This is a genomic window from Peribacillus sp. NPDC097675 (assembly GCF_050277655.1).
Lineage (GTDB): Bacteria > Bacillota > Bacilli > Bacillales > DSM-1321 > Peribacillus.
Window position 1 is genome coordinate 1 of the sequence record NZ_JBNNSK010000017.1, and the last position, 21,740, is coordinate 21,740.

At 41.4% G+C, this 21,740-nt stretch carries 12 protein-coding genes and 3 riboswitches; of the genes, 2 read left to right on the top strand and 10 right to left on the bottom strand.

Annotated features, from left to right (window positions below; translation table 11 throughout):
* Nucleotides 1-358: 358 nt before the first annotated feature.
* The 7 genes from ptsG to ACQKL5_RS19610 form a co-directional block, all read right to left on the bottom strand.
* On the bottom strand, nt 359-2,428 hold the full coding sequence (gene ptsG, locus ACQKL5_RS19580; protein WP_427610546.1) for a glucose-specific PTS transporter subunit IIBC: 2,070 nt from the start codon (nt 2,426-2,428) through the stop codon (nt 359-361).
* Nucleotides 2,429-2,622: 194 nt separating this feature from the next.
* Nucleotides 2,623-3,465: a glucose PTS transporter transcription antiterminator GlcT gene (gene glcT / locus ACQKL5_RS19585; protein WP_427610547.1), complete on the bottom strand. Its 843-nt coding sequence runs from the start codon at nt 3,463-3,465 to the stop codon at nt 2,623-2,625.
* Nucleotides 3,466-3,608: 143 nt separating this feature from the next.
* The gene (locus ACQKL5_RS19590; RefSeq protein ID WP_427610548.1) at nt 3,609-4,940 is read right to left on the bottom strand and encodes an NCS2 family permease; all 1,332 of its coding nucleotides are present in this window, start codon (nt 4,938-4,940) and stop codon (nt 3,609-3,611) included.
* Between the two features lie 104 nt (nt 4,941-5,044).
* Nucleotides 5,045-5,146, bottom strand: a riboswitch (purine riboswitch).
* A 235-nt stretch (nt 5,147-5,381) separates the two neighbouring features.
* On the bottom strand, nt 5,382-6,938 hold the full coding sequence (gene guaA, locus ACQKL5_RS19595; protein ID WP_427610595.1) for a glutamine-hydrolyzing GMP synthase: 1,557 nt from the start codon (nt 6,936-6,938) through the stop codon (nt 5,382-5,384).
* 140 nt (nt 6,939-7,078) lie between these two features.
* A riboswitch (purine riboswitch) is annotated at nt 7,079-7,180 on the bottom strand.
* Between the two features lie 35 nt (nt 7,181-7,215).
* The gene (locus tag ACQKL5_RS19600; protein WP_427610549.1) at nt 7,216-9,429 is read right to left on the bottom strand and encodes a DUF4129 domain-containing transglutaminase family protein; all 2,214 of its coding nucleotides are present in this window, start codon (nt 9,427-9,429) and stop codon (nt 7,216-7,218) included.
* On the bottom strand, nt 9,419-10,594 hold the full coding sequence (locus ACQKL5_RS19605) for a DUF58 domain-containing protein (protein WP_427610550.1): 1,176 nt from the start codon (nt 10,592-10,594) through the stop codon (nt 9,419-9,421). Before ACQKL5_RS19605 ends, ACQKL5_RS19600 begins: the two co-directional genes overlap by 11 nt.
* Nucleotides 10,595-10,602: 8 nt before the next feature.
* A complete protein-coding gene (locus tag ACQKL5_RS19610; RefSeq protein WP_427610551.1) occupies nt 10,603-11,559 on the bottom strand; it encodes an AAA family ATPase in 957 nt (318 codons plus the stop codon).
* 188 nt (nt 11,560-11,747) lie between these two features.
* Nucleotides 11,748-11,967, top strand: a riboswitch (cobalamin riboswitch).
* A gap of 158 nt (nt 11,968-12,125) precedes the next feature.
* On the opposite strand from ACQKL5_RS19610, the gene ACQKL5_RS19615 reads away from it, so the two are divergent.
* Nucleotides 12,126-12,683 carry a hypothetical protein gene (locus tag ACQKL5_RS19615; RefSeq protein ID WP_427610596.1) on the top strand — a complete coding sequence of 186 codons (558 nt, stop codon included), beginning with the start codon at nt 12,126-12,128 and terminating at the stop codon, nt 12,681-12,683.
* Nucleotides 12,680-13,624 (top strand): ABC transporter substrate-binding protein, encoded by a 945-nt coding sequence (locus tag ACQKL5_RS19620; protein ID WP_427610552.1) that lies wholly within the window; start codon nt 12,680-12,682, stop codon nt 13,622-13,624. The genes ACQKL5_RS19615 and ACQKL5_RS19620 overlap by 4 nt, the downstream gene beginning before the upstream one ends.
* A 235-nt stretch (nt 13,625-13,859) precedes the next feature.
* On the opposite strand, the gene essA is transcribed toward ACQKL5_RS19620, so the two are convergent.
* The 3 genes from essA to essC are packed head-to-tail and all read right to left on the bottom strand — an operon-like array spanning nt 13,860 to nt 21,726.
* Nucleotides 13,860-14,342 (bottom strand): type VII secretion protein EssA, encoded by a 483-nt coding sequence (essA, locus tag ACQKL5_RS19625; protein ID WP_427610553.1) that lies wholly within the window; start codon nt 14,340-14,342, stop codon nt 13,860-13,862.
* Nucleotides 14,329-17,259, bottom strand: coding sequence for a type VII secretion protein EsaA (gene esaA, locus ACQKL5_RS19630; protein WP_427610554.1), 2,931 nt, complete (start codon nt 17,257-17,259; stop codon nt 14,329-14,331). Before esaA ends, essA begins: the two co-directional genes overlap by 14 nt.
* An 18-nt stretch (nt 17,260-17,277) precedes the next feature.
* Nucleotides 17,278-21,726, bottom strand: a complete 4,449-nt coding sequence (gene essC, locus ACQKL5_RS19635; protein WP_427610555.1) for a type VII secretion protein EssC — start codon at nt 21,724-21,726, stop codon at nt 17,278-17,280.
* Nucleotides 21,727-21,740: the final 14 nt, after the last annotated feature.

The window sequence follows — 21,740 nt, forward strand, 5'->3', positions numbered from 1 at the left end:
AGAAATGTTTGACTTGCTCATTTTGCTTTTTTATAGTGTGTGCTCACTCAAAATTTACGTTGGCGCTTTGTTTTGTTCAGTTTTCAAAGAGCAATATGTTAATTGTGCGTCTCTCTCTTAGCGACTTTATTATCATAACACTTTCAAACTAACATGTCAACAAGTTTTTATTATTTCTTTTCTCGTCGATATGTCGTGTTTCGGTGTAGTTAATATAATAGCATGAGTTAATAGGACAAGTCAATTGAAATAACAAATACTTTTCTTGTTTTTTTCTTCCCTTTTTGACTACCTACTATTTATTAAAATTCAAAAAATGAGGAGTAGCCACATTAGCTACCCCTCATCTCTTTGTTTCTTATTTATTTATTGAAATAATATTACTCTCCTTACTATCTACCTTACCGTTCTTTTCAATTTTTATACTTTCACCTTCAGATAGGTTGGTGAAGACAATCGGCGTGATAATTGAAGTGGCATTTTGCTTAATGTAATCAAGATCGACTTTAAGTAGCGGTTGCCCACTTTTCACTTTATCGTCTTGTGCTACAAGAGTTTCAAAACCCTTACCTTGCAATTTAACCGTATCGATTCCAACGTGGATCAAAATTTCACGTCCCGCATCGGAAACAATACCAATCGCGTGTTTAGTTGGGAACAAGTTAACAATCGTCCCGTCCACAGGAGAGACAATCAATCCATCCTCTGGAACTATTGCAAACCCATCACCCATCATTTTTTCAGCGAAGACCGCATCTGGCACTTCAGTGATTGGCTTCAATTCCCCCTTGATTGGAGAAATGAAAATCTCTGAATTCAGTTCATTCGTACGAAGCGGTTCCGGAATGATATCTTCAATTTGATTTTCCACGCCTATTTCTGGAGGAACCTCAACCTTGCTAGGTCGTTTTCCATCCATTATATCTTTCATCTGTCCCTTAATGGTTTCAGAGCGTGGTCCAAATATAGCCTGCACATTGTTCCCGACTTCTAGCACACCCGCTGCTCCAAGTTTCTTCAATCTATTTTTATCAACATGCTGTATGTCATTGACCGATACCCGAAGGCGAGTGATACAAGCATCCAAGTGTGCGATGTTTTCTTTACCGCCCATCGCTTCCAAGATATCTCCAGGAAGGCTTCCTGATTTACTAGAAGAAGCTTCAATTCCATCCTCATCTTCTTCTACTTCTCGTCCAGGCGTTTTAAGATTAAACTTCCGTATAGCAAAACGGAAACCAAAATAGTATATTACCGCTAATACCAAACCAACCGGGATAACTATCCAAGCATTTGTCTGCGGATTAATCAAACCAAACAGTACATAATCAATTAAACCACCGGAGAACGTCATCCCAATTTTGACGTTCAGTAAATGCATCGTCATGAATGATAAACCTGCAAATATACAGTGAATACCAAATAGAACTGGCGCAACAAATAAGAACGTAAATTCAAGTGGTTCAGTAATCCCCGTCAAAAATGATGTAAGTGCAGCGGAAACCATCAGTCCCCCAACAAATTTCTTCTTTTCCGGTCGAGCTTCGTGATAAATTGCCAAAGCCGCTGCCGGTAAACCGAACATCATGAAAGGATATTTCCCAGTCATGAATGTACCTGCTGTTAAATCTTGTACACCATCTTTGATCTGAGCCATAAAGATAGCTTGGTCACCTCTGACAATTTTGCCTGTATCATTAACATAACTACCGAATTCATACCAGAAAGGCGAATAGAAAATGTGGTGCAGTCCGAATGGAATGAGCGCACGCTCTACAACACCAAAGACAAAGGCACCAATAGTCAAGTTAGCACCTAGCATATTTTCTGAAAATGAATTTAATCCCGATTGAATGGTCGGCCAAACCAAAATCATGATCAACCCAAGCACAACTGCACTAGCAGCCGTGACAATCGGCACAAAACGCTTGCCTGCAAAGAATCCTAGATATGGTGGTAATTCTATCTCATAAAATTTATTATATAAAACCGCTGCCATTACACCAACTATGATACCTCCGAATACACCTGTACCAAGTGTCGGAATACCAAGAACGCTAGTATATGTGGCACTTCCTTCCAAATCTCCAACTTCAATCCCAAGAATAGTTCCCATGGTCACATTCATGATCAAGAATCCAATGATTGCGGCAAGACCAGCAACTCCATCTCCACCTGCCAAACCAATGGCTACCCCTACCGCAAATAACAGCGGAAGATTTCCAAAAATGATATTCCCGGCATTTTCCATGACGGAGGCAACCATCTCCACACCGCCATTTGCTAAAAACGGCGCGATGTCCAACAACGTCTCATTGTGCAAAGCATTACCGAATGCCAATAAGATACCCGCAGCAGGTAAAATAGCAACAGGAAGCATCAATGATTTACCGATTTTCTGCAAGACACCAAACAACTTCTTAAACATATTGTTTCCTCCTCATTTGTTTTTCACTAATAAAAACGGTTACATTCCGCTGCAATTATCCCTTTTGTTGTATACAAAAAAGGCATAAATAAAGATAGGACCGAAAAAGGACGATGGGTATAGATTACCCTGTTCCATTCTCAATCATTCTCCTTACTTATGCCTGATCGAATCAGTAACACGTAGGTTAATGTTTATTTATTTTTTTTTTGCAATCGTTGAATATGCATCGTTAAGTAGACAGCTTCCGCATCACAAACCGGTTTGCCTAATTGCTGCTGCATGATTTTTATTAGCTTCCAAGCTAAATTGTAGCATACAGGATATTCTTCTTTCAATAGCAAAGCGATTTTTTCAGGTTCATCTACTATTTCTCCTGATTGGACTCGGTCCATCATAAATCTTAAATGTCGAATGAGTCGTGAATAATCGATACTATCTTTATTTATATGAACATTTAGTTGTTCTTCTATAACTTGAATCAATTGAAAAACCAGTTGCGAATACTGGTTGACATCCGATACATCCTTATTCGCTATGGCACTGTGAATATGAAGGGTGATGAATCCAATCTCACCTTGGGGAAGCCCTATACCGGTTTTGTCTTGAATGAGGTCAATAACCTCGACAGCGATGGTATGCTCAAATGGATACAGGGTGATCGTTTCTTTTAAAAATGGGTTTTTTATGGTCATCCCTTGCGAAACCCGTTGCAGGGCGAATAGCAAATGATCGGTTAAACCTGCATGTATATGCTCGTTAAGGTTTCCAGGAACTCTATTGTTTATCAAAAGAATGGATTCGATAATGGCAGCTTGAAGATTTTGATCAATCTTTGGCAATAACTTTTTATAATTTTCCTGCTCCTTCTCACTTTTCAAAACAAACGTCTTCTCCGCGAGTTCTGGACTTAGTTCATCGCCTTTTTTTCGATTAAATCCTAGGCCCTTTCCAATTGAAACGACCTCACCATACATAGGATGATTAGCTATCACGACATTATTATTCAATACCTTTTCAACGAAAAAACCATTCATTAATCTCCCTCTTTTTTCGAAAAAATTATCCCATCCATTACAAAACATTTTATATCTATACTATACACGTAAAGTCCTTCACCTTACAACACGAGAAAAGAGGCCTAAAATAGGCCCCCATCCATTTACTCTTGTTTTTTTTATTACTTTAGGAAGATGAAATATAGAAGGAAGACGACGCCAAGACCCCACATAATCGGATGGACTTCTTTCGCTCTCCCCTTCATTGTCATCGTAATGGGATAAAAGATAAATCCGCAGGCAATACCTGTTGCAATCGAATAGGTCATGGGCATCATGATAACCGTGAAGAAGGCAGGTACCGCCACTTCAAACTTATGCCAGTCAATATTTTTAAGCGAGGAAGCCATGAGCACCCCTACAATGACTAACGCTGGTGCAGTTACCGCTGATGTCACAACGGAAAGTAACGGGAAGAAGAAAAGAGATAGAACGAACAGCAATCCTGTTACCACTGCCGCAAAACCACTCCGAGCACCCGCAGCGACACCCGCCGTTGACTCGACATAAGATGTGGTCGTCGATGTACCAAGGATGGCACCTGAGACAATGGACAGAGAATCAGCAAGCAAACCTTTCCCCGCTCTCGGTAGAACATTATTCTTCATTAACCCTGCCTGCTGAGCGACAGCCACCAACGTACCGGCCGTATCAAAGAACGCCACAAACAAGAAGGTTAAAATCACGATGAGCATCTGCCCTGTAAAAAGTTCACCAGGACTTCCGAAAGCATCGAATGCCACTCCGAAAGTTGGCGCAATGCTCGGTATTGCTCCAACGATCTTCTCAGGCACTGGAACTTGCCCAAATATCATTCCAACTACAGCCGTGATCACCATGCCGATGAATACGCCGCTTTTGACCCCTCTAGTCATCAAAATGACGGTAACAATAATTCCAAATACGGCTAGCAACGTACTTCCCTTTGTTAAATCACCTAGACCGACTAGTACGCTATCATCATTCGTGATGATTCCTGCGTTCTGAAACCCTACAAAGGTAATGAATAGTCCAATTCCAGCTCCGACCGCATACTTCAGTTCAACTGGAATGGCATTAATGATCTTCTCACGAATACCGGATAAAGAAAGTAGAACAAATATGAGTCCAGAAATTAAAACACCCGTTAAAGCTGTTTGCCATGGGATACCGAAACCAAGTACTACGGTAAAAGCAAAAAATGCATTAAGCCCCATGCCTGGAGCAAGAGAAATCGGATACCTGGCTATGAGCCCCATCAAAATGGAACCAATTGCGGCAGCCAATGCCGTGGCGACAAACACTGCTCCATAATCCATTCTCAATTCATCAGGGTAGTCCTCAATGCCCTGTAATGTTAACATCACCGGGTTTACAACCAGAATATATGCCATGGCGAGGAATGTAGTTAATCCTCCAAGTATTTCCCGTCGATAGTTAGTACCCAGTTCATTAAAACGAAAGTAATTTTTCATATTGAGTCTCCCCTATCATCAGTTCGTATGAATAAGAAAATGCCCCGTTCACTTCCGAACGGGGCTCAACTACTAATATGGAAAGAATTGATGAACTACCTACCTCACCATTTCATTCACATCGTAGTCAAGCTGTTAACGGCAGCTTGGTAGAAACTTTCGGGCCATATTCCCGATTTTATACGACAATTATATTCATTTACTATATAGGTATAGTGTACCAGTCCACAAAATATCCGTCAATATGTAATACGAATAATTTATTTAAATATTTATTTATCGTTCGCCTTTAAGTGATACGTTTTTATATTTTATGATAAATCTAATGTTAATTCCCTGTAATTATCTTGTTTTTTTAAAATTATGATTACAATAAATAATAAATCCCCATAAAAAAACCAGCTAAGGGGAAACCCTTCACTGGTTCAATGTTGTTTTTAATTATTCCCACTCAATCGTTGCTGGTGGCTTAGATGTTATGTCATATACGACGCGGTTTACATGATCCACTTCATTGACGATTCTTGTTGAGATGATTTCAAGCACTTCCCAAGGAATACGGGCCCAGTCGGAAGTCATTCCATCAATTGATGTGACGGCACGAATACCGATGGTGTAATCATACGTACGGGCATCTCCCATTACTCCTACACTACGAATGTTAGGAAGGACCGTGAAGTATTGCCAAATTTCACGTTCTAAGCCATTCTTCTTGATTTCCTCACGTAAGATATAATCGGACTCACGGACGATTTCAAGCTTTTCATCTGAAATTTCACCCAATACACGAATTCCCAAACCAGGACCCGGGAACGGCTGACGCCAAACGATTTCATCAGGAATGCCCATCTCGCTTCCTAATGCACGTACCTCATCCTTGAATAATGTATTCAATGGTTCAATTAATTTGAATTGCATATCTTCCGGTAGACCGCCGACATTATGATGTGATTTAATCGTTTGTGCCGTTGCCGTACCGCTTTCAATGATATCCGTGTAAAGCGTACCTTGTGCAAGGAAATCGATGCCTTCTAGTTTCGTTGCTTCATCATCGAACACGTAGATAAACTCGTTACCGATGATTTTACGTTTCTGTTCCGGATCGGAAACGCCAGCAAGTTTGGATAAGAAACGTTCTTTTGCATCCACTTTAATGACGTTCATATTAAAGCCGTCACTGAAGGTTTTCATAACACTTTCCGCTTCACCTTTACGCAGTAAGCCATGATCAACGAAGATACATGTTAGTTGATCGCCAATCGCTTTATGAATTAATACCGCCACTACGGACGAATCCACCCCACCACTCAAGGCACATAAAACTTTTTTGTCGCCGACTGTTTGACGGATTTTTTCCATTTCAATTTCAACGAAATTTTCCATGGACCAGTCACCTTTACATCCACAAACTCCAAATACGAAGTTTTTCAGGATTTCATTGCCGTGTACAGAGTGACGTACTTCTGGGTGGAATTGAACGGCATATAATTTACGTGACTCATCACTCATTGCCGAAATAGGACAAGACGGATTCGTTCCATCGACCGTGAAACCTTCAGGGGTTTCGACAACCAAGTCACCGTGGCTCATCCAGACAATTTGTTCTTTCGGAAGATCACCGAATAATTTAGATTCATTTTGAACCGTAAGAGTCGCTTTTCCGTATTCACGGTTTTTGGCGCGTTCCACTTTTCCGCCAAAATGTTTCGTCATCAGCTGCATGCCATAACAAATACCGAAAATCGGAAGACCTAAATCGAAAATACGCTCATCACAGCCAAATGCACTTGCATCATATACACTGTTAGGGCCACCTGAAAAAATGATCCCTGTTGGATTCATTTCCTGTAGTTCTTCCATTGTAATGGTATGAGGGTGAAGCTCACTGTAAACACCGAATTCACGAATACGTCGTGTAATCAATTGATTATATTGGCTTCCGAAATCAAGTACTACGATCATTTCTTGGTTTTTTTGCAATTCTGTTTTCCCCGGCACAAACGTCACCTCTATCAATGTAATTCACCCGAAAACGAGTGATGTTTTCATATAAAAAATAGTATCAAAAAAAAAGGAAAACTAAAAATCCACCCACGATGATATACAAAAAAAGTATATACGAAGGCAGATTTTCAGCTTTCCTGTAAATCCGCCTTCATAGTCAAATCATTTACGGTGATTCGGTAGAAACTTTCGATCCATATTATCGAGGATATATGAAGGACATTATTAGTTTAAGTTATTGTATCATTGTATCAATATAATAAAAACATGGTCAAGAGCTAGTTTTTTTCATAAGGGTTTCCCAGCTGCTCCGAAAGTGTTCCCATTCACCTTCTTCTAGATTTCCACGGTAAATCATCATTTCGTACCGTTCGGTCATTTTCCGCATCGATTCCGTCTCATAAACAGCATCCACATAGGCTGCATATTCCCGCAATGTTTGCCCATCAGGACGCCCTACCCCTGCACGGCTTAACTGCTTCAATAATAATTCGTAAGCCTGGACAAAATATGGACCGGATATCTTTTTGGAACGGAGTATATAGACAAAAGGAAGCCATTTCCTTCTATAAAGATACCCTACAGCAACCAGGATGGTTATGCTTAATAAGATTGCGGCACTCCACCCCAACATAGTTTTCTGATTTAGAAGAGCGTTTACCTTAGTTGATCCTGAATCTTTTTCAGGTGTATCTTGACGCTCTCTAGTCTGTGTCTCATTCTGCTTAACAATCTCTTTAGCTGCCGGCTCGGTTTTCTCGGTGTTTTGCGTATTGAGATCAGAATTATAAAATTCCGTTGGCCCATTAAATCCTTTTGTCGGTTCAAACGGTACCCATCCCAATTCCGAAAAATAAACCTCCACCCATGAATGAGCATTATTATTTGTAACTTTATACGCAGACTCACCCTTATAGATTGATCTTTCCCCTTCAGTATATCCCTTTACCCACCTTGCCGGTATATTGGCAGCTCTTAATAAAATGACCATCGCCGTTGAATAATTATCGCAATACCCAATTTGGGTCTCAAACAAGAATTGGTCCACATAATCCTGATTATCACCTGGGTATGGAATATCTTCTTTAGAATACCTAAACTCAGGGCCGTCAAAATGGTTTTCAATCGCCTTTGCTTTATCGTACCAATTGTTCTCATTCACCGTAAGTTCGTTGGCCAAGTCATAGATACGAGCTGGCAATCCCTCTGGAAGCTGCGTATTGTTTTCCATGAGGGCATCCATCGTTTCATCCTGTTCAGTAACTTTTCTTAATTCAGCCAGATCGTACCTGGGCATTTCATAGACCAGGTCATATTCTTTAGTAATAGGGCTCTTGCTGTTTTGTTTTTCTGTGAGGTACTTATCCGTATTTTTATAATACTTAAACCAATCCACGTTCTCGGCCTCTATCCTTTTCAAGTAACCTGATTGTGGATGAAGAATGTGAGAATAGCTTTCTAGCATATTTACAGTTGTATTCATTTCTTTTGTTTGCAACACTTCAGGAACCTCAAGTTCTTCTATGCCAGTCAAATCCTGCCCATTAGAGAGCATGATATACTCTTCCATAGCATCTACACCCACCCAGCCTTTTCCGGTGTAGATATCTTTGTTTTCCACCTTCCAATAATGTCCGGTCGTTGCCGTATTGTAAAAAACGACCGTGTTATCCGGTTCGATTGACCCTCCAAGAGAAGAATCATCTTCATCGTATCCCACCCGCTTATCTAGGGAATCACTATCATCATCATTTCCTGTCACTTTATCGGAATAAGAAACGATAAACGGTACAGGGTCCGGCCACTTAGGAGAAAACTTCGGTGCAGAAAATCCGACTAGGGCGCTTAATAAGATCATCCCGGATAACATGAAGATCCACTTCTTGAATGGGCCTCCTGAAAAAACAAACCGCTCTTGTATGGACAAGCGTAACATCGCCAACACACCAAGCATCGAAAAACCGATAATGATGATCCTGACAATCGCCGCATCCCCATCATAGGGAGTGAATGTATCAAGAACTGATATAAAAATAACCGTTAGCATATAAAGCAAAAAAATGTTTCGCCTTACTGTCACCCAGTAATGTACCAAATACGTCACAAGCCAAAGAAGCACGAAAAATAAAAGCGTTCGAAAGGGGTTAGAAAGCATCTCCCACTTCCCCGCATAAACATTCGAAAAGTTAGCCGTTAAGTCCAGTAAATCTCCAGTAAGCCATTTGAATGTCATGAAAGGGACGGACGAATAAAAGAACTGGATGGCGATTAATATAAAGGCACTCACGAGGATAAAGCGCACAATCCAATGAATGCGAAAATAGTGTAAAAGTAAGGAAAGGACCACAAACACAACAAAAATCAGGATATCTCCCGTATCAGTAAGCTTCTCTACAGGTCGTAACCATTCGGTAATTAATAGAAGGCCAAATGCATATAAGAGAACTGACATCCACCTTTCCATTTTGGTAGTATCAGCGTTCATTTGCCTTCACCTCAGTTCGTTCATTTAGAAGGTGTCCCTGCTCAAAGAAGCTAAGCTTTATTCCACGCGCTAAAGCTGCCAATCTCGCATTTTTTTCTTCAATCGTGAAATCATCCTGGCTTTTCACGCATAACAACGTCATTTGGTTTCCTCCGAACGCACTCACTCCTTCTAGCTTTTCCATCGTTAAATCGGTGATCACAAATATTAGAGAAGCATTCGAAGGCACGATTCCCTTCTGCAACTTGCCATTCCAAACATTTAGGCTCGTTGCTTTGGCTTTTGTGAGCTGGTAAAAGATTTTCCTTCTCTGTTTACTTCCTCCTCTAGCCGGTATGACCTCCTTCGATCCGGTACTAACCAAACCAACATCCATGCCCTTTTTTATCAAGGTATGTACCAAGGAAGCCGTAAGTATGATAGCTTCCTCGAAAAAGGGAGAAGCGTACTCATCAAGCATGATGAATGTATCACGGCTTTTCTGTTCCTCAAATTCCTTTGTCATGATTTCACTTGTTCTGGCTGTAGCCTTCCAATTTATCCAAGACAATTGATCACCTGGCTGATACTCTCTAATTCCTGATACTACTGAATGTTCCCGCTGCCTTTTTTTCGTAGACCCTACTTGGCCTTGAGTGAATACATTTTCCAAGCTCTTGTAAGGTAACTCCTGATACGTCGGAAAAACGGTAATTTTCAAAGGGGAACGCACTGTCGCTTCCTTTCTATAGAGTCCAAAAAAGTCCCCTATGCTAAAGCGAACCGCATGCAAGAAATGTTCACCCCGTGGCAGGTTATCCAAGGTATATGTCAAATTGAAAGACTGTTTAAATCCTGGAATCAAAAGTGTTCTTTTTGTCAATTCCATCGGTAACTCCTCTTCTACTACCATATACAAAAGAGGTAGTCGGTTTTTACGAGAAAATACCAATGTTATTTCCACAGAATCCCCAGCCTGGAATTCCTGTTTACTTATTCTTCTCTCCACATCAAAAGCTTGCAGCGGGTAAAACATCAGAATCATAGAGTACACAGCAAACGGCAAAAAAGTATAGAAAATGAACCAGCTGATGAATCCACCTTGAAACATCGCAAAACTGAAAGAAAGTAGCAAAAGTAAAACAATGCCGCTAACCCTTCTATTTTTCTTTAATAAGGTAAACATGCTCCCCATTAGGTCACTGCCCTCTTCACTGGCACCTCTGTCGTAGCCACAATTTCATGAATCACCATGTCAGCATTCACCCCTGCATAATTCGCTTCAGGATTAAGAATTAGACGATGGGCAAAGACATATGGAACCAAGTGCTGCACATCATCTGGTAGGACATAATCCCTTCCATTCAAAAGCGCATAGGCTTGGGATGCCTTCATAAGGGCAATTGAGCCACGAGGGCTGACCCCAAGATACACACTTTCATGTTTACGAGAGTGATTGGCGAGCTCGACGATATACTTCTTTATAGTCTCATCCACTATCACGGACTTCGCCTCTACCTGCAAATCTTTCAACTCTTCTAAAGTAATGACGGATTGCAACTCTTCAATCGGTGCGGTATATTGAGCCCGGTGCAGTACCTCAATCTCTTCTGCTACTTCCGGATAACCCATTTTCATTTTTAATAGAAAGCGATCCAACTGCGCCTCTGGAAGAGGGTATGTACCTTCGTAATCTATTGGATTTTGAGTAGCCATGACGAAAAATGGCTGTTCCAATTTCCTTGTCACCCCATCGACCGTCACACTTGCCTCTTCCATCCCCTCAAGCAGGGCGGATTGCGTTTTCGGCGATGTTCGGTTGATTTCATCAGCCAAGATAATATGGCCCATGATTGGTCCCGGCCTGAAAATAAATTCCTGTTCCTTTGGGTTGAAGATCGACACACCCGTTACATCAGACGGCAGCAAGTCGGGTGTGAATTGTATCCGTTTGAAATCTGCACCGATGGACTTAGCAAGGGCCCGGACCATGACGGTCTTACCCACACCTGGCACATCCTCCAACAAGACATGTCCCCCGGAAAGGAGAGCCACAAGACTCAATTCAGCTATATCCCTTTTCCCAATAATGACCTTTTCTATATTTTCTAGAATCATATCCATTTTTTGATTCACCTGTTTATAAACCATCCTCTACCTCCCATGCTTTCATAAATCATTCAAGTTCAACTCTTATATATTCGACATCCTTTTTACAATAACCTCCAATTTAATCCTATAAAGTGAGTTTACTAGATAATTTATCCTATAAGCTATATTCTTTGAAATTTTTTCACTATTTATGCAATTAGGTATGCTAAAATGGTGCTAAGTGAATATGAACCATGCAGAAAATAGGTGCTGACTTGTCAGCTTAATAGGGAATTCGGTGTAAAACCGAAGCTGTTTCCGCAACTGTAAGTGCTAATGAAATAAGGAATATACCACTGTTTGAGGATGAATCCGCACGCACGATACCATTCATTCATATCAAATGGGAAGGTTCTTAGAGTAAAAAGACGCACGAGCCAGGAGACCTGCCTTTTTTTTATCGTATTTTGCTCTTCGGAAGTTAAGAGGATTGTACGGCACTCTTCCATCTTTTTTCTAATTCTAGATACATAGATGTCCGTTTGCCGACCAATACCTTTGGTCGGCTTTTTCTTTTGCCGACGAACTGCAATGCATAGGCCATTCACACTACCAGAAAAGGAGGAATCATTTTGACAAAGAAAGATCTTCGTTTTGTATGTTACCCATTCATGCGCGAAACGGCCTCGACCGTCGATTATGAAATCCGTACCGATTCATTGACGACACAGATGGGACTGGCAGCTTCGTTAACGAAAGAGATTCCTGAAGTTTACAGTGATTTAATGGAACTGTTGCCGATGGCTTATCACTTAAATGGTTCTGTCCGTGGAAAATTAGCCATAGCCGAATCCGATCTAAACCGTCTTAGTGACATTTATGACTTTTATGTAGCTGAAGTAAAAGAAAGCATCGAAACATTCGTGCTTCCGCAAGGCTCAACGGTTTCCTGCATTTTGCACACCTGCCGCAGCGAAGCCAAAAAATCTGTCCGGGCCCTGCATATAGTCAGTACGGAAAAAGAGGTACCGTCTATCCTTTTTGATTATGCTCATTTGCTGGCTAATGTTCTTTTCGTGATGGCTGTCTATGTCAATAAACAGTTGGGCGTTAAAGAGATTCCTTTTATCAGCAAATCATATCCAACCAAACCGATGAAAAGAAAGTGGAGGAATAAATCATGAAAAGAACGTTAAGGTTCAGTTGGATCGCCCTTCTGATGGTGGTCCTTTTCCTTACAGGATGCGCCACAAATGATGAGCAAAAGTCCACAGAAAAAAAAGCTACAACAGAAGAGTTCAAAGCCTATACCGTTACCGATGATAGTGGTAAAGAAATCACCTTTGATAAAATCCCGGAAACCGTCGTTTCCCTTCAACCAAGTAATACAGAGATTTTATATGCCCTAGGTGTAGGCGATAAAGTGATTGGAGCTACGGATTATGATAATTATCCTGAAAAAGCTAAGGAAGTTGAACGTGTTTCCGATTCGATGACGATTAATTCCGAAAAAATCATCGCTTTAAAACCAGATCTCATCATGGCCTATACAATAGGCGATGAAGCAGCATTGAAGCCGCTTGAAGATGCGGGAATCCCTATTTTTATCATAAAATCAGCAGTGAATTTCGATGATGTATATGGAGACATCAATCAAATCGCCGAGGTCATGGGCGTAAAGAAAAAAGGGAATGAATTAGTCCAGACAATTCAAACACAAATCAAAGATGTTGAAGACAAAGTGGCGAGTGTTGATTCTAAAGAGAAAACATATTTTGAAATCAGCCCTTCTCCTGAAATTTATACAGCAGGAGCGGAAACCTTCCAACAAGAGATCTTAGCTTCTGCCGGTATCGAAAATATCTTTGTCGACCAAAAGGGCTGGGCGAAAATAGCTGATGAAGAAGTCATCAAGCGCAACCCAAATACCATTATTACAACCGTTGGCTATGTGGAAAATGCAGTGAATGAAATCAAATCCCGCAAAGGCTGGGGAGATGTCGACGCAGTGAAGAAAAATCAAGTATATCAGCTTAACGAAGACGTCATGTCACGTCCTGGACCGCGCATCGGGGAAGCTGTAGAACTAACCGCCAAGACCGTATATCCGCAATTATTCAAATAAAGGAAACACCAAACCCGCATGAAATTAAACATGCGGGTTTGGTGTTCTAGTTTTTATGCATTTTGTTTATACCCTTTCATTTGATAAAATGAATTATCCCATTTTGACGATTCGAGGTAATGAATATGTATAAAAAATTCTTTATATGGGTCTTTACCATCGCCCTTCTTTTAGGTCTCCTAATCACTCTTTCAAAATAAGAAAAACCCGACTCCAAAATTTGGAGTCGGGTTCTTCATTTCTTATCTCCTTCTTGATTCAACTTACCCATTCTCGGGATAAGGACTACAAACAAACACAACACGGCAATTCCTAATACAATCCCCAATAGGATTGATAAATCAAACTTCAAGAAGGATCTCTCTTCTTCTAAACTTCTCTTTCTAATGGGGGCTTCTGAAGAAAACAACCCCATTTCTTCCGCTTTGGAAGCAATGATATTATTATCCTCCGTTACAGGAGAAAGAAAAAGGGAATCTTCTATCGAGTCTATGACATCATACTTTCCTCTTTCAAAGGTAAGGCCTTTTACTTCTTCCGGGATTTTCTGCTTCTGTTTCAATAACTCCTCATCATGAAAATATTCAGTTTGAATATTGATATCCTTTTCCTGATACACATTTGGCTCCTCGATGGGATCCTCTTGGGCCAGACCATGAACGGGCTGAAACAAGAGGATAATGAATAATAGGAGAAGGATCTGTTTACTCCACTTCATGAGCCATCTCTCTTTTAATCGCAAGACGCTTCATCACATATGGAAGAGTCGCAGCAATCAGTGTTAATATAATCAAAATGACAGTGGCTGGGATAAAGGCCAACTGATTCCCGAATTGAATGGACATATACACATTGGCTACCGGATGGTCGACATTGAAATTAGGCATGATCAGGTCTAATAATGGAATGGTGAAGAAACTGATTAAACCAATGACCAGAATTGCCCCGACAAATGGTCCTATCGCAAAGGCAAGCTGTGTGAATGCTGAACAGAAGAATAAAAGCAGGACAGTGAAAACGGTCCATTTAATCGCCTGCATATCACCAAGCGGATAAATCTTCAGCCCATACATGCTGATAATCAAACCGACGATTAAGTTCAGTAATGTGAATAAGGCTGCATGCACCAGCACCGGAACGGATGCATAATGGTGCAAGAAGAAACCAATCAGTAATCCCGATATTAGGATGATTACTAACATCACGATTGGCGGGATATTAACCTTTTCTTGTTGCAATACCTCCCCGCTGATTTGAACAGGATTCGCTAAATATTCGTACACATACCCGTTCGACTGATCATCCACTAACGTATTATTCAATACACTGTAAACATCCGTTTTGATTTTCTTCGTGGAATCAACGTTTTGAGCCCAATTTTCATTAAGTTCATCCGCTCTTTGCTGAACCGATCCCACTTTTGCTTGTAGGTCGGATGTATCCTTCGTAACCGTGTCTTGACGCTCCGCAACGGAATTAACAAGTTCTGAAATAAAGCTAACCGTGGTTGCCGTGGTATCTTGAAGAGATACGAACATTTCTCCATCCAGGCTTCCAACAGGGGCCTCTTCCATTTCAGGAGTCTCCATATTACCTGTTAAGTTAGCCGTTACTTCTTGAGTTTTCGCTGTTATCGCCGATAATTCTTCTAGTGTGGCAGCATGCTCCACCTCAACATTCTCATCATATTCTGCAATGAATTCGAGTATTGAGCTTGAAAGTAAACCGAAGTCTTCTTCCACATCCAGCAGGCTTGATTGAACAAGTTTCGCCTGTTCATCGACAATACCGGCGACACCATTTTTCAGATTCTCTAGTTCAATCATATTGGCGCTGAATACTTCATCCAAATTTTCTTTCGTATTATTCACTCTTTCAGCAAGCTCTCCATAAGAAGAAAGCGAACCATAATAAGCTAGAAGGGCATTTGAATCGCGGCTCGCAATCGAACGATTGAAGACATCCACTAGAGCTGCCCGTCTTTCACCGCCTACTTTTTTCAATAATTCCTCTTCCGCTTTTTTAATTTCTTTAAGGGTCTCATTGATGGTCATACTTTGGATATCCTGTAATTTTTGAATATCATTCTGCGATTTTTCCCATTGATTCCCCAAATCCTGATAATCTTTACCTAGCTTTTGGTAATCGTCTTGTAATTTCTTATAATTCGTTAGTAACTTATTATATGAATCTATCAATGCATTGAACTCTATAACTGCTTGATTATAATTCTTCGTTCTGTCATTCAAGGTCCCGCTCATTGTATTGATTTCTTCTTGTAGACTGCTAGCAAGGGAACTAATTTGCTCTTTTGTACCTTCACTGCCCTCTGCCGGCACTAAATTTTCAAGCGAGGTATTCATACCATTGATTTTATCCAGTAACACTTGAAGTGAGATATCATCGATTGCTTCCTTTTTTGAAGGAGCAGCTTTTGAATCCCCATTTCCCCCGGTATCAACATCTTCTATCGGTGTACCGCCTCCACCAATTGGATCTTTATCCCCCGAGCTGTTGGCCAAGCTTACACGTTGCTCCAATAAAGTTGACTGAAGCTTGTTAAGCCCAGCCTCTTCCGATTGTTTAAATTGATCAATCGAGCTTTGTTGTTCATTCTTTATTTTCGAGATTTGTTCCACCTGTTTTTCTTTCATGCTGGTGGAGAAATCCTCCAGGTTACTAGTGCTACTTTCAATTTCTTCTTGCATCATCACCACGTTCTCATTCATGCCTTGTTCATTCAGACTAAATCCCGGTTTGGTATCCTTTTGGATATCCGGTATCGTCTGGACTCCCTCATTCAGCACCCCATCATACGCTTGGATGCTATCCATGACCAACTGCTGATTTTGGGTGGATGTCAAAGCAAAAAGAGCACTTTGCGCTTTCTGGTATTCCTCAAAAGTCATAACTTCCTCCACGAAAGAGGCCATTTGGGCTTTGGTTTTTCCCATTTCACCTAATGCTTCATTGGTGGTTTCCCCTGCACTCTTCGTGGAAGCAAAAACTCCCTTGAGCATATCTTTATGTTGTTTGATTTCCCCAGCCAGACTTTCCGAGCTTGGGGTATAAAACTTATACATCGTGTTTTGGAAAGCGATTTCCTTTGTCAAAACATTATCGAACTTTTTGCGGATATCCTCTACCGATTGAGATACATAGCTCCAGTATTGCGTGGAAATATGCTTATTCATTTTATTCTTGGTCTTCTCTAACTCTTTTTGCACCTTTTCCATATTTTCCGCATTCAAGCTTGTCTGAACTTTATACTTAACCCCCGCTTTGACTGGTTGTTCTTCAGTAAAGGTATAAATGTTCTTGGAAAAGTCCGATGGGAAGTAAATAATTGCATCGTACTTTTTATTAGCCAGTCCATTTTCTGCGGCACTTCTGTTGACGACAACCCAATCATACTCGGAGTTTTTATCCAATGTGGTGACGAGCTCTGAGCCGACTTGTATCTGGTTCTTGTTATATTCAGCCCCATTATCTTCATTGACAATGGCAATTTCACGGGAGGCCGTTTCTGTTTTTTTCATCGGGTTTTGACCAATATAAGAAAAAAACAAGATGGGCAGAGCAATGATTACAAGTATCTTTCCAATTAGTAGCAACGGCTGTATTGTCTTATTCAACTGCTTTCTCCCTCCTTCTTATTCACTTAATGGAATCTGAATTTTACTTTCCCTGCCATTTAGAACAAAATAACCGTACCCTGGCTGTATTTCTTCTTCTTTTCTTGAATACGAGAGCGTATATAAACTCTGATCCGATTTTTTCAGAAGCAAAATTGCCTGCCTAATCTGTTTCAATTCCGTCGTCAGGGAATCATATCCCTTCGTGAAGTCATTCGCATTTCCAGCCACCATCAATGAAAAACCTAAGTGGCTGTATTGTTTTATTAGGCCGCTTATTTTGTCCTGAATTCTTCCATCAATCGCTTGCTGGAACCTTGAAATGCTGTCGATAACGAAGATGACGGATGAAAAATCAAGCTGTTTCATTGGCTTCTGTTCCAAGGCCTCTAAATACTGGCGTTCACGGTCCTCAAATATTTCCGTGATGTGATCGAGCCAATCTGTAATCTGATCTTTCGTTTCTACGTACTGTACGGTCTCTCTGCTTGCATAAGGTGATAGACCGCGATCCACTCCATCAAATATGCCAACTTCACCGATCGTCTGGGGAAGAAGCGTATCCAAAACCACTTTGAGCATGTTTGTTTTTCCTTTACGTGACTGACCGACAATAAGTAAGAATGGGTTGGCATGCAAATCTACCCATACAGGGGATACGCTCTCCTCCGAAAGCCCGATTGGTATGATTCCTGTCTTGGTAGATGGTGAATAGTACGTCTTGAATGACGCGAAGTCTAGGCGATTTGGCAACATTGGAATGGCTGGCGGCTTAGCATGATTTTTGTATCTTGTCTTGTTTTCCGCCACCATCTGTTTCATTGCTTCCAAAACAGCTACATCATCTTTTCCATCTGCTGGCAGATACACCTGCATCAGATAGGTCTGGTCTGTTTTCACCAATGCCCTACCAGGTACTGGTTCATTTTCATAAGGCGTCCTGCCTAAAACGGAATACTGTTCCGAGCTGTCCATTAAGTAATGAACGACCTTCGTTTTTAAACTATTCATCATTGGCTGACGGATGGCATTAATTCTTGTAGCGGTCAAAATCATAAACACCCCAAGAGATTGTCCGTCACGAGCAAACTGGATGAATTGTGCCTCCTGATCTGGCATTTCATCCTTCACCAAGTCGAAATTATCGATGACGATGTAGATAATCGGTAACTTATCTTCCACTAGAGCGTTATAAAGCTTGATATTGCTAAGTTCCCGTTCAGAGAAAAGCTGTTTCCTTCTTTCCATCTCCGTCCTCATGAACAACATGAACTTCTCTATTTTCCTCATCTCATCCAATCTGAAATAATCTCCTGTGTGTGGCAGCTGGCGAAGTGGCAGCAGTGCACTGTTCCCAAAATCGAAAATGTAATAATGCAATTCTTCAGGTGAAAATTGTTCGATGAAATTAAAGAGAAGCGTCAATACCGTCGTTGACTTGCCATAGCCGGAAGATCCGAAAATCCCAATGTTTCCATCCTCTATCCAGTTGTACACATAATCCGTCTGGCTCTGCAATTCGGGCTCGTCTTTTAATCCAAGATGGAACTGGTTTTCCGTATGGCTTATTTGATTGTTTCTTGATAGGCGGTCCGATAGAGGAGGCAGCCAAGGACTAGCCAGTTTTGGAATCTGCATTTCATTCTGCGTCGCTACAATATGGTCAGCCACAGCTTCAATTTCGCTGATTTTTTCTTTTCGTATCGAAGTAACTTCCTCCGTTACATTGGATATCTGGACAAGCCCGAGATCCGTAACAAGCGCTACTTCATCCTCCGCCCCCACTGTATCTTCCATATAAGGGGCACCGCTCCACGCAGATTGAAACAGTTCGTACACCTCGTTATTTCCTACCTGTAAATAGCCACGGCCGGTGACGGTGATGTTCGCAGCATCGCTATTTTTCAAGATTTCTTTACTATCATTGGCATCCTGTACCTTTAAGGAAATCTTAAAACGGGCATTACTCCAAATCTGGTTATCAATCACGCCTCCTGGCTTTTGCGTAGCCAAAATCAAGTGAACACCCAGGCTCCGTCCGATCCGTGCCGTACTGACCAATTCACGGATGAAATCAGGTTCTTCATTTTTAAGTTCGGCAAACTCATCTGAAATCAGGAATAAGTGCGGCAATGGCTTATCGGCTTTTCCTTCTTTATATAAGTCCGTGTAATCATTGATATGATTGACCTCATAACGATCAAACAGACGCTGTCGTTTCTTCAGCTCGCTATTGATCGAGGCAAGTGCCCGGGCACTGAAGTTCTTGCTTCCTTCAATATTCGTGATGACTCCAAGTAGATGGGGAATTTGCTTGAATGGCTGTGCCATTCCCCCTCCTTTATAGTCAATCAGCAGAAACGCCACTTCATGGGGATGATAGTGAACGGCAAGCGACAAGATATAAGTCTGCAACAATTCACTTTTTCCGGAGCCCGTCGTCCCTGCGACTAAGCCATGGGGACCGTGTGCTTTTTCGTGTAAGTTTAACTCCACTCTATCTGTCTTTCCTTTCAGTCCAATCGGCACCGCTAACGACTTGGAGGACTGATTCGTCAGCCAATTCTGGCCGATTGGCAGATCCTTAACTTCACGAGCTTTTAAAAGTTCCAAGAACGAAACGGTTTCAGGGATGGAGTTATTCATCCCTTTTTGATGATCAAGCGACCGCAATAACCGGGCATATCCCTCATTACCTTCCCGTTTATGCTCGTCAAGCCTGAAGGGCGTATGAACGGCTTTCTTTTGCTGAATCAAGATTTCACCATCACGATCATTGATATACTTCACAAGCGTATGGACGTTCTCTGTCAAACTCTCTTTGGAATCTGCCGCAAAGATAGTTGATATGCCGAGCTGTTCGGACTTGCCTTCTAAATATTCAAGAATGACATGTTCCGAAATCAAAGTACGGTCTGTAACAATGAATACGAAATGAGGCGTAAACCTCACTTTTCCTTTATTCTCATCCAGATCCCTTTCTCTAAGCAATTGATAGATCGATGACAATAGCTGATCACGAGATTGCTCATTATAAATAAAGCCTTTCGCGTAGGCATGCGGCAATTGGAAATGAGGTAGCCATTTCATCCATTCCCATTCCTCATAATCCTTTTCCGGGAAAATCGCCACGAACCGGACATCATGATAGCTATGGAAGAAAGCCAATTGACCAATCATCTGCTGCAGCTCCCGTTTGACGACGGTTTCCTTCCCCACTAGCCCCATAGAGCCACTAGCCAAATCAATGGTTAATGGAAGATCGTCAAGGCTCTTGTATACATCCACAAGTTCCTGCGACTGTTCAAGTAAATCATCAATATCTCGGTTCGACATATCACTGCTGTTTACCTTGACCTCATAACTTGATGGAATCGACGCCGTACCGACCCTAAAGTGGAGAAAGTCTTCACTTTCCATCGTCCGCTCCCATATTCGATCGCTAATCCGATCCGTCAGTTGCTTCATTTTTTCAAAAGAAGGGTAATGGTAGAGCAAAACTTTCTTTTGCTGTGCCGAGAGTTCTTGTAACTCTTCACGCTTTTGTTCGAGATACCTCGTATAAACGCGCAGACGCCTTTCAGCTCTGTGCTTCTGCTTCTTTTTATCTTTGAAGTATTGCACCGTAGAGGTCACCATGGTAGTGGTGAACATTACAATCGAAATGAGGATGAAGATCCCACGCGGCTGAACAATCATGACAACTCCCATGACAATCAGCATCATCAATGGAGGCATAAGGATTAGCCATAGCCCCCGATTCTGGTCTTCCGATTCTTGACTTGGAAATGAGATTGTCACTTTCTCATCCGGCAATTCGTAAATCATCCGTGGAGTCCGGCGATACTGTGGATAGCTTTTTTTCATTTCGGATATCGGCTGCATGATCCTAGTTAACGTGGTTTCATAACGGTCCGCACTTTTGACCATTAATGTATCACCTTCAAGTACCCTCAGTAACATATATGGCGAACAAATCAAATCACCATTTTCAATGGCCGTCAATTCCGTAACTTTTACGCCATTCAGGAAAAGCCGGCCTTCCCTAGGTACGAGCAACCACTTTTCTTTACGGCGAACAATGGAAAAGTCCGTATCGTTGCCTCCCTTTTTGCAAATCGTTGCTCCCGAACGGTCCGATACCGATACCTCTTTCAAGTGACCTATATAATAAAGGCTTTCATCCAGTTCCCCTGGTGCGTAAAAGATATCAACAGCTTCTTGACCTTCATGAAAAGTGTAGGACTGGTAAGGCTTTACCTCCCCTATCCTCTCTTCTCCTCTACTTACCGTATATTGATCAAGCTCATCATCTTTCCTCAACTCAATATGGCCGTGGAGGAATGGAATTGAATAGATTGTGATAGTATCCTGTTCGGATGATCCAATCGTGATTGGACCCGCTTGCATATCCCTAATCGTATAAGATTGGAATGTCTTCTTACAGAAAATCCATAGTGAACTCATTTATTCTCACCTCT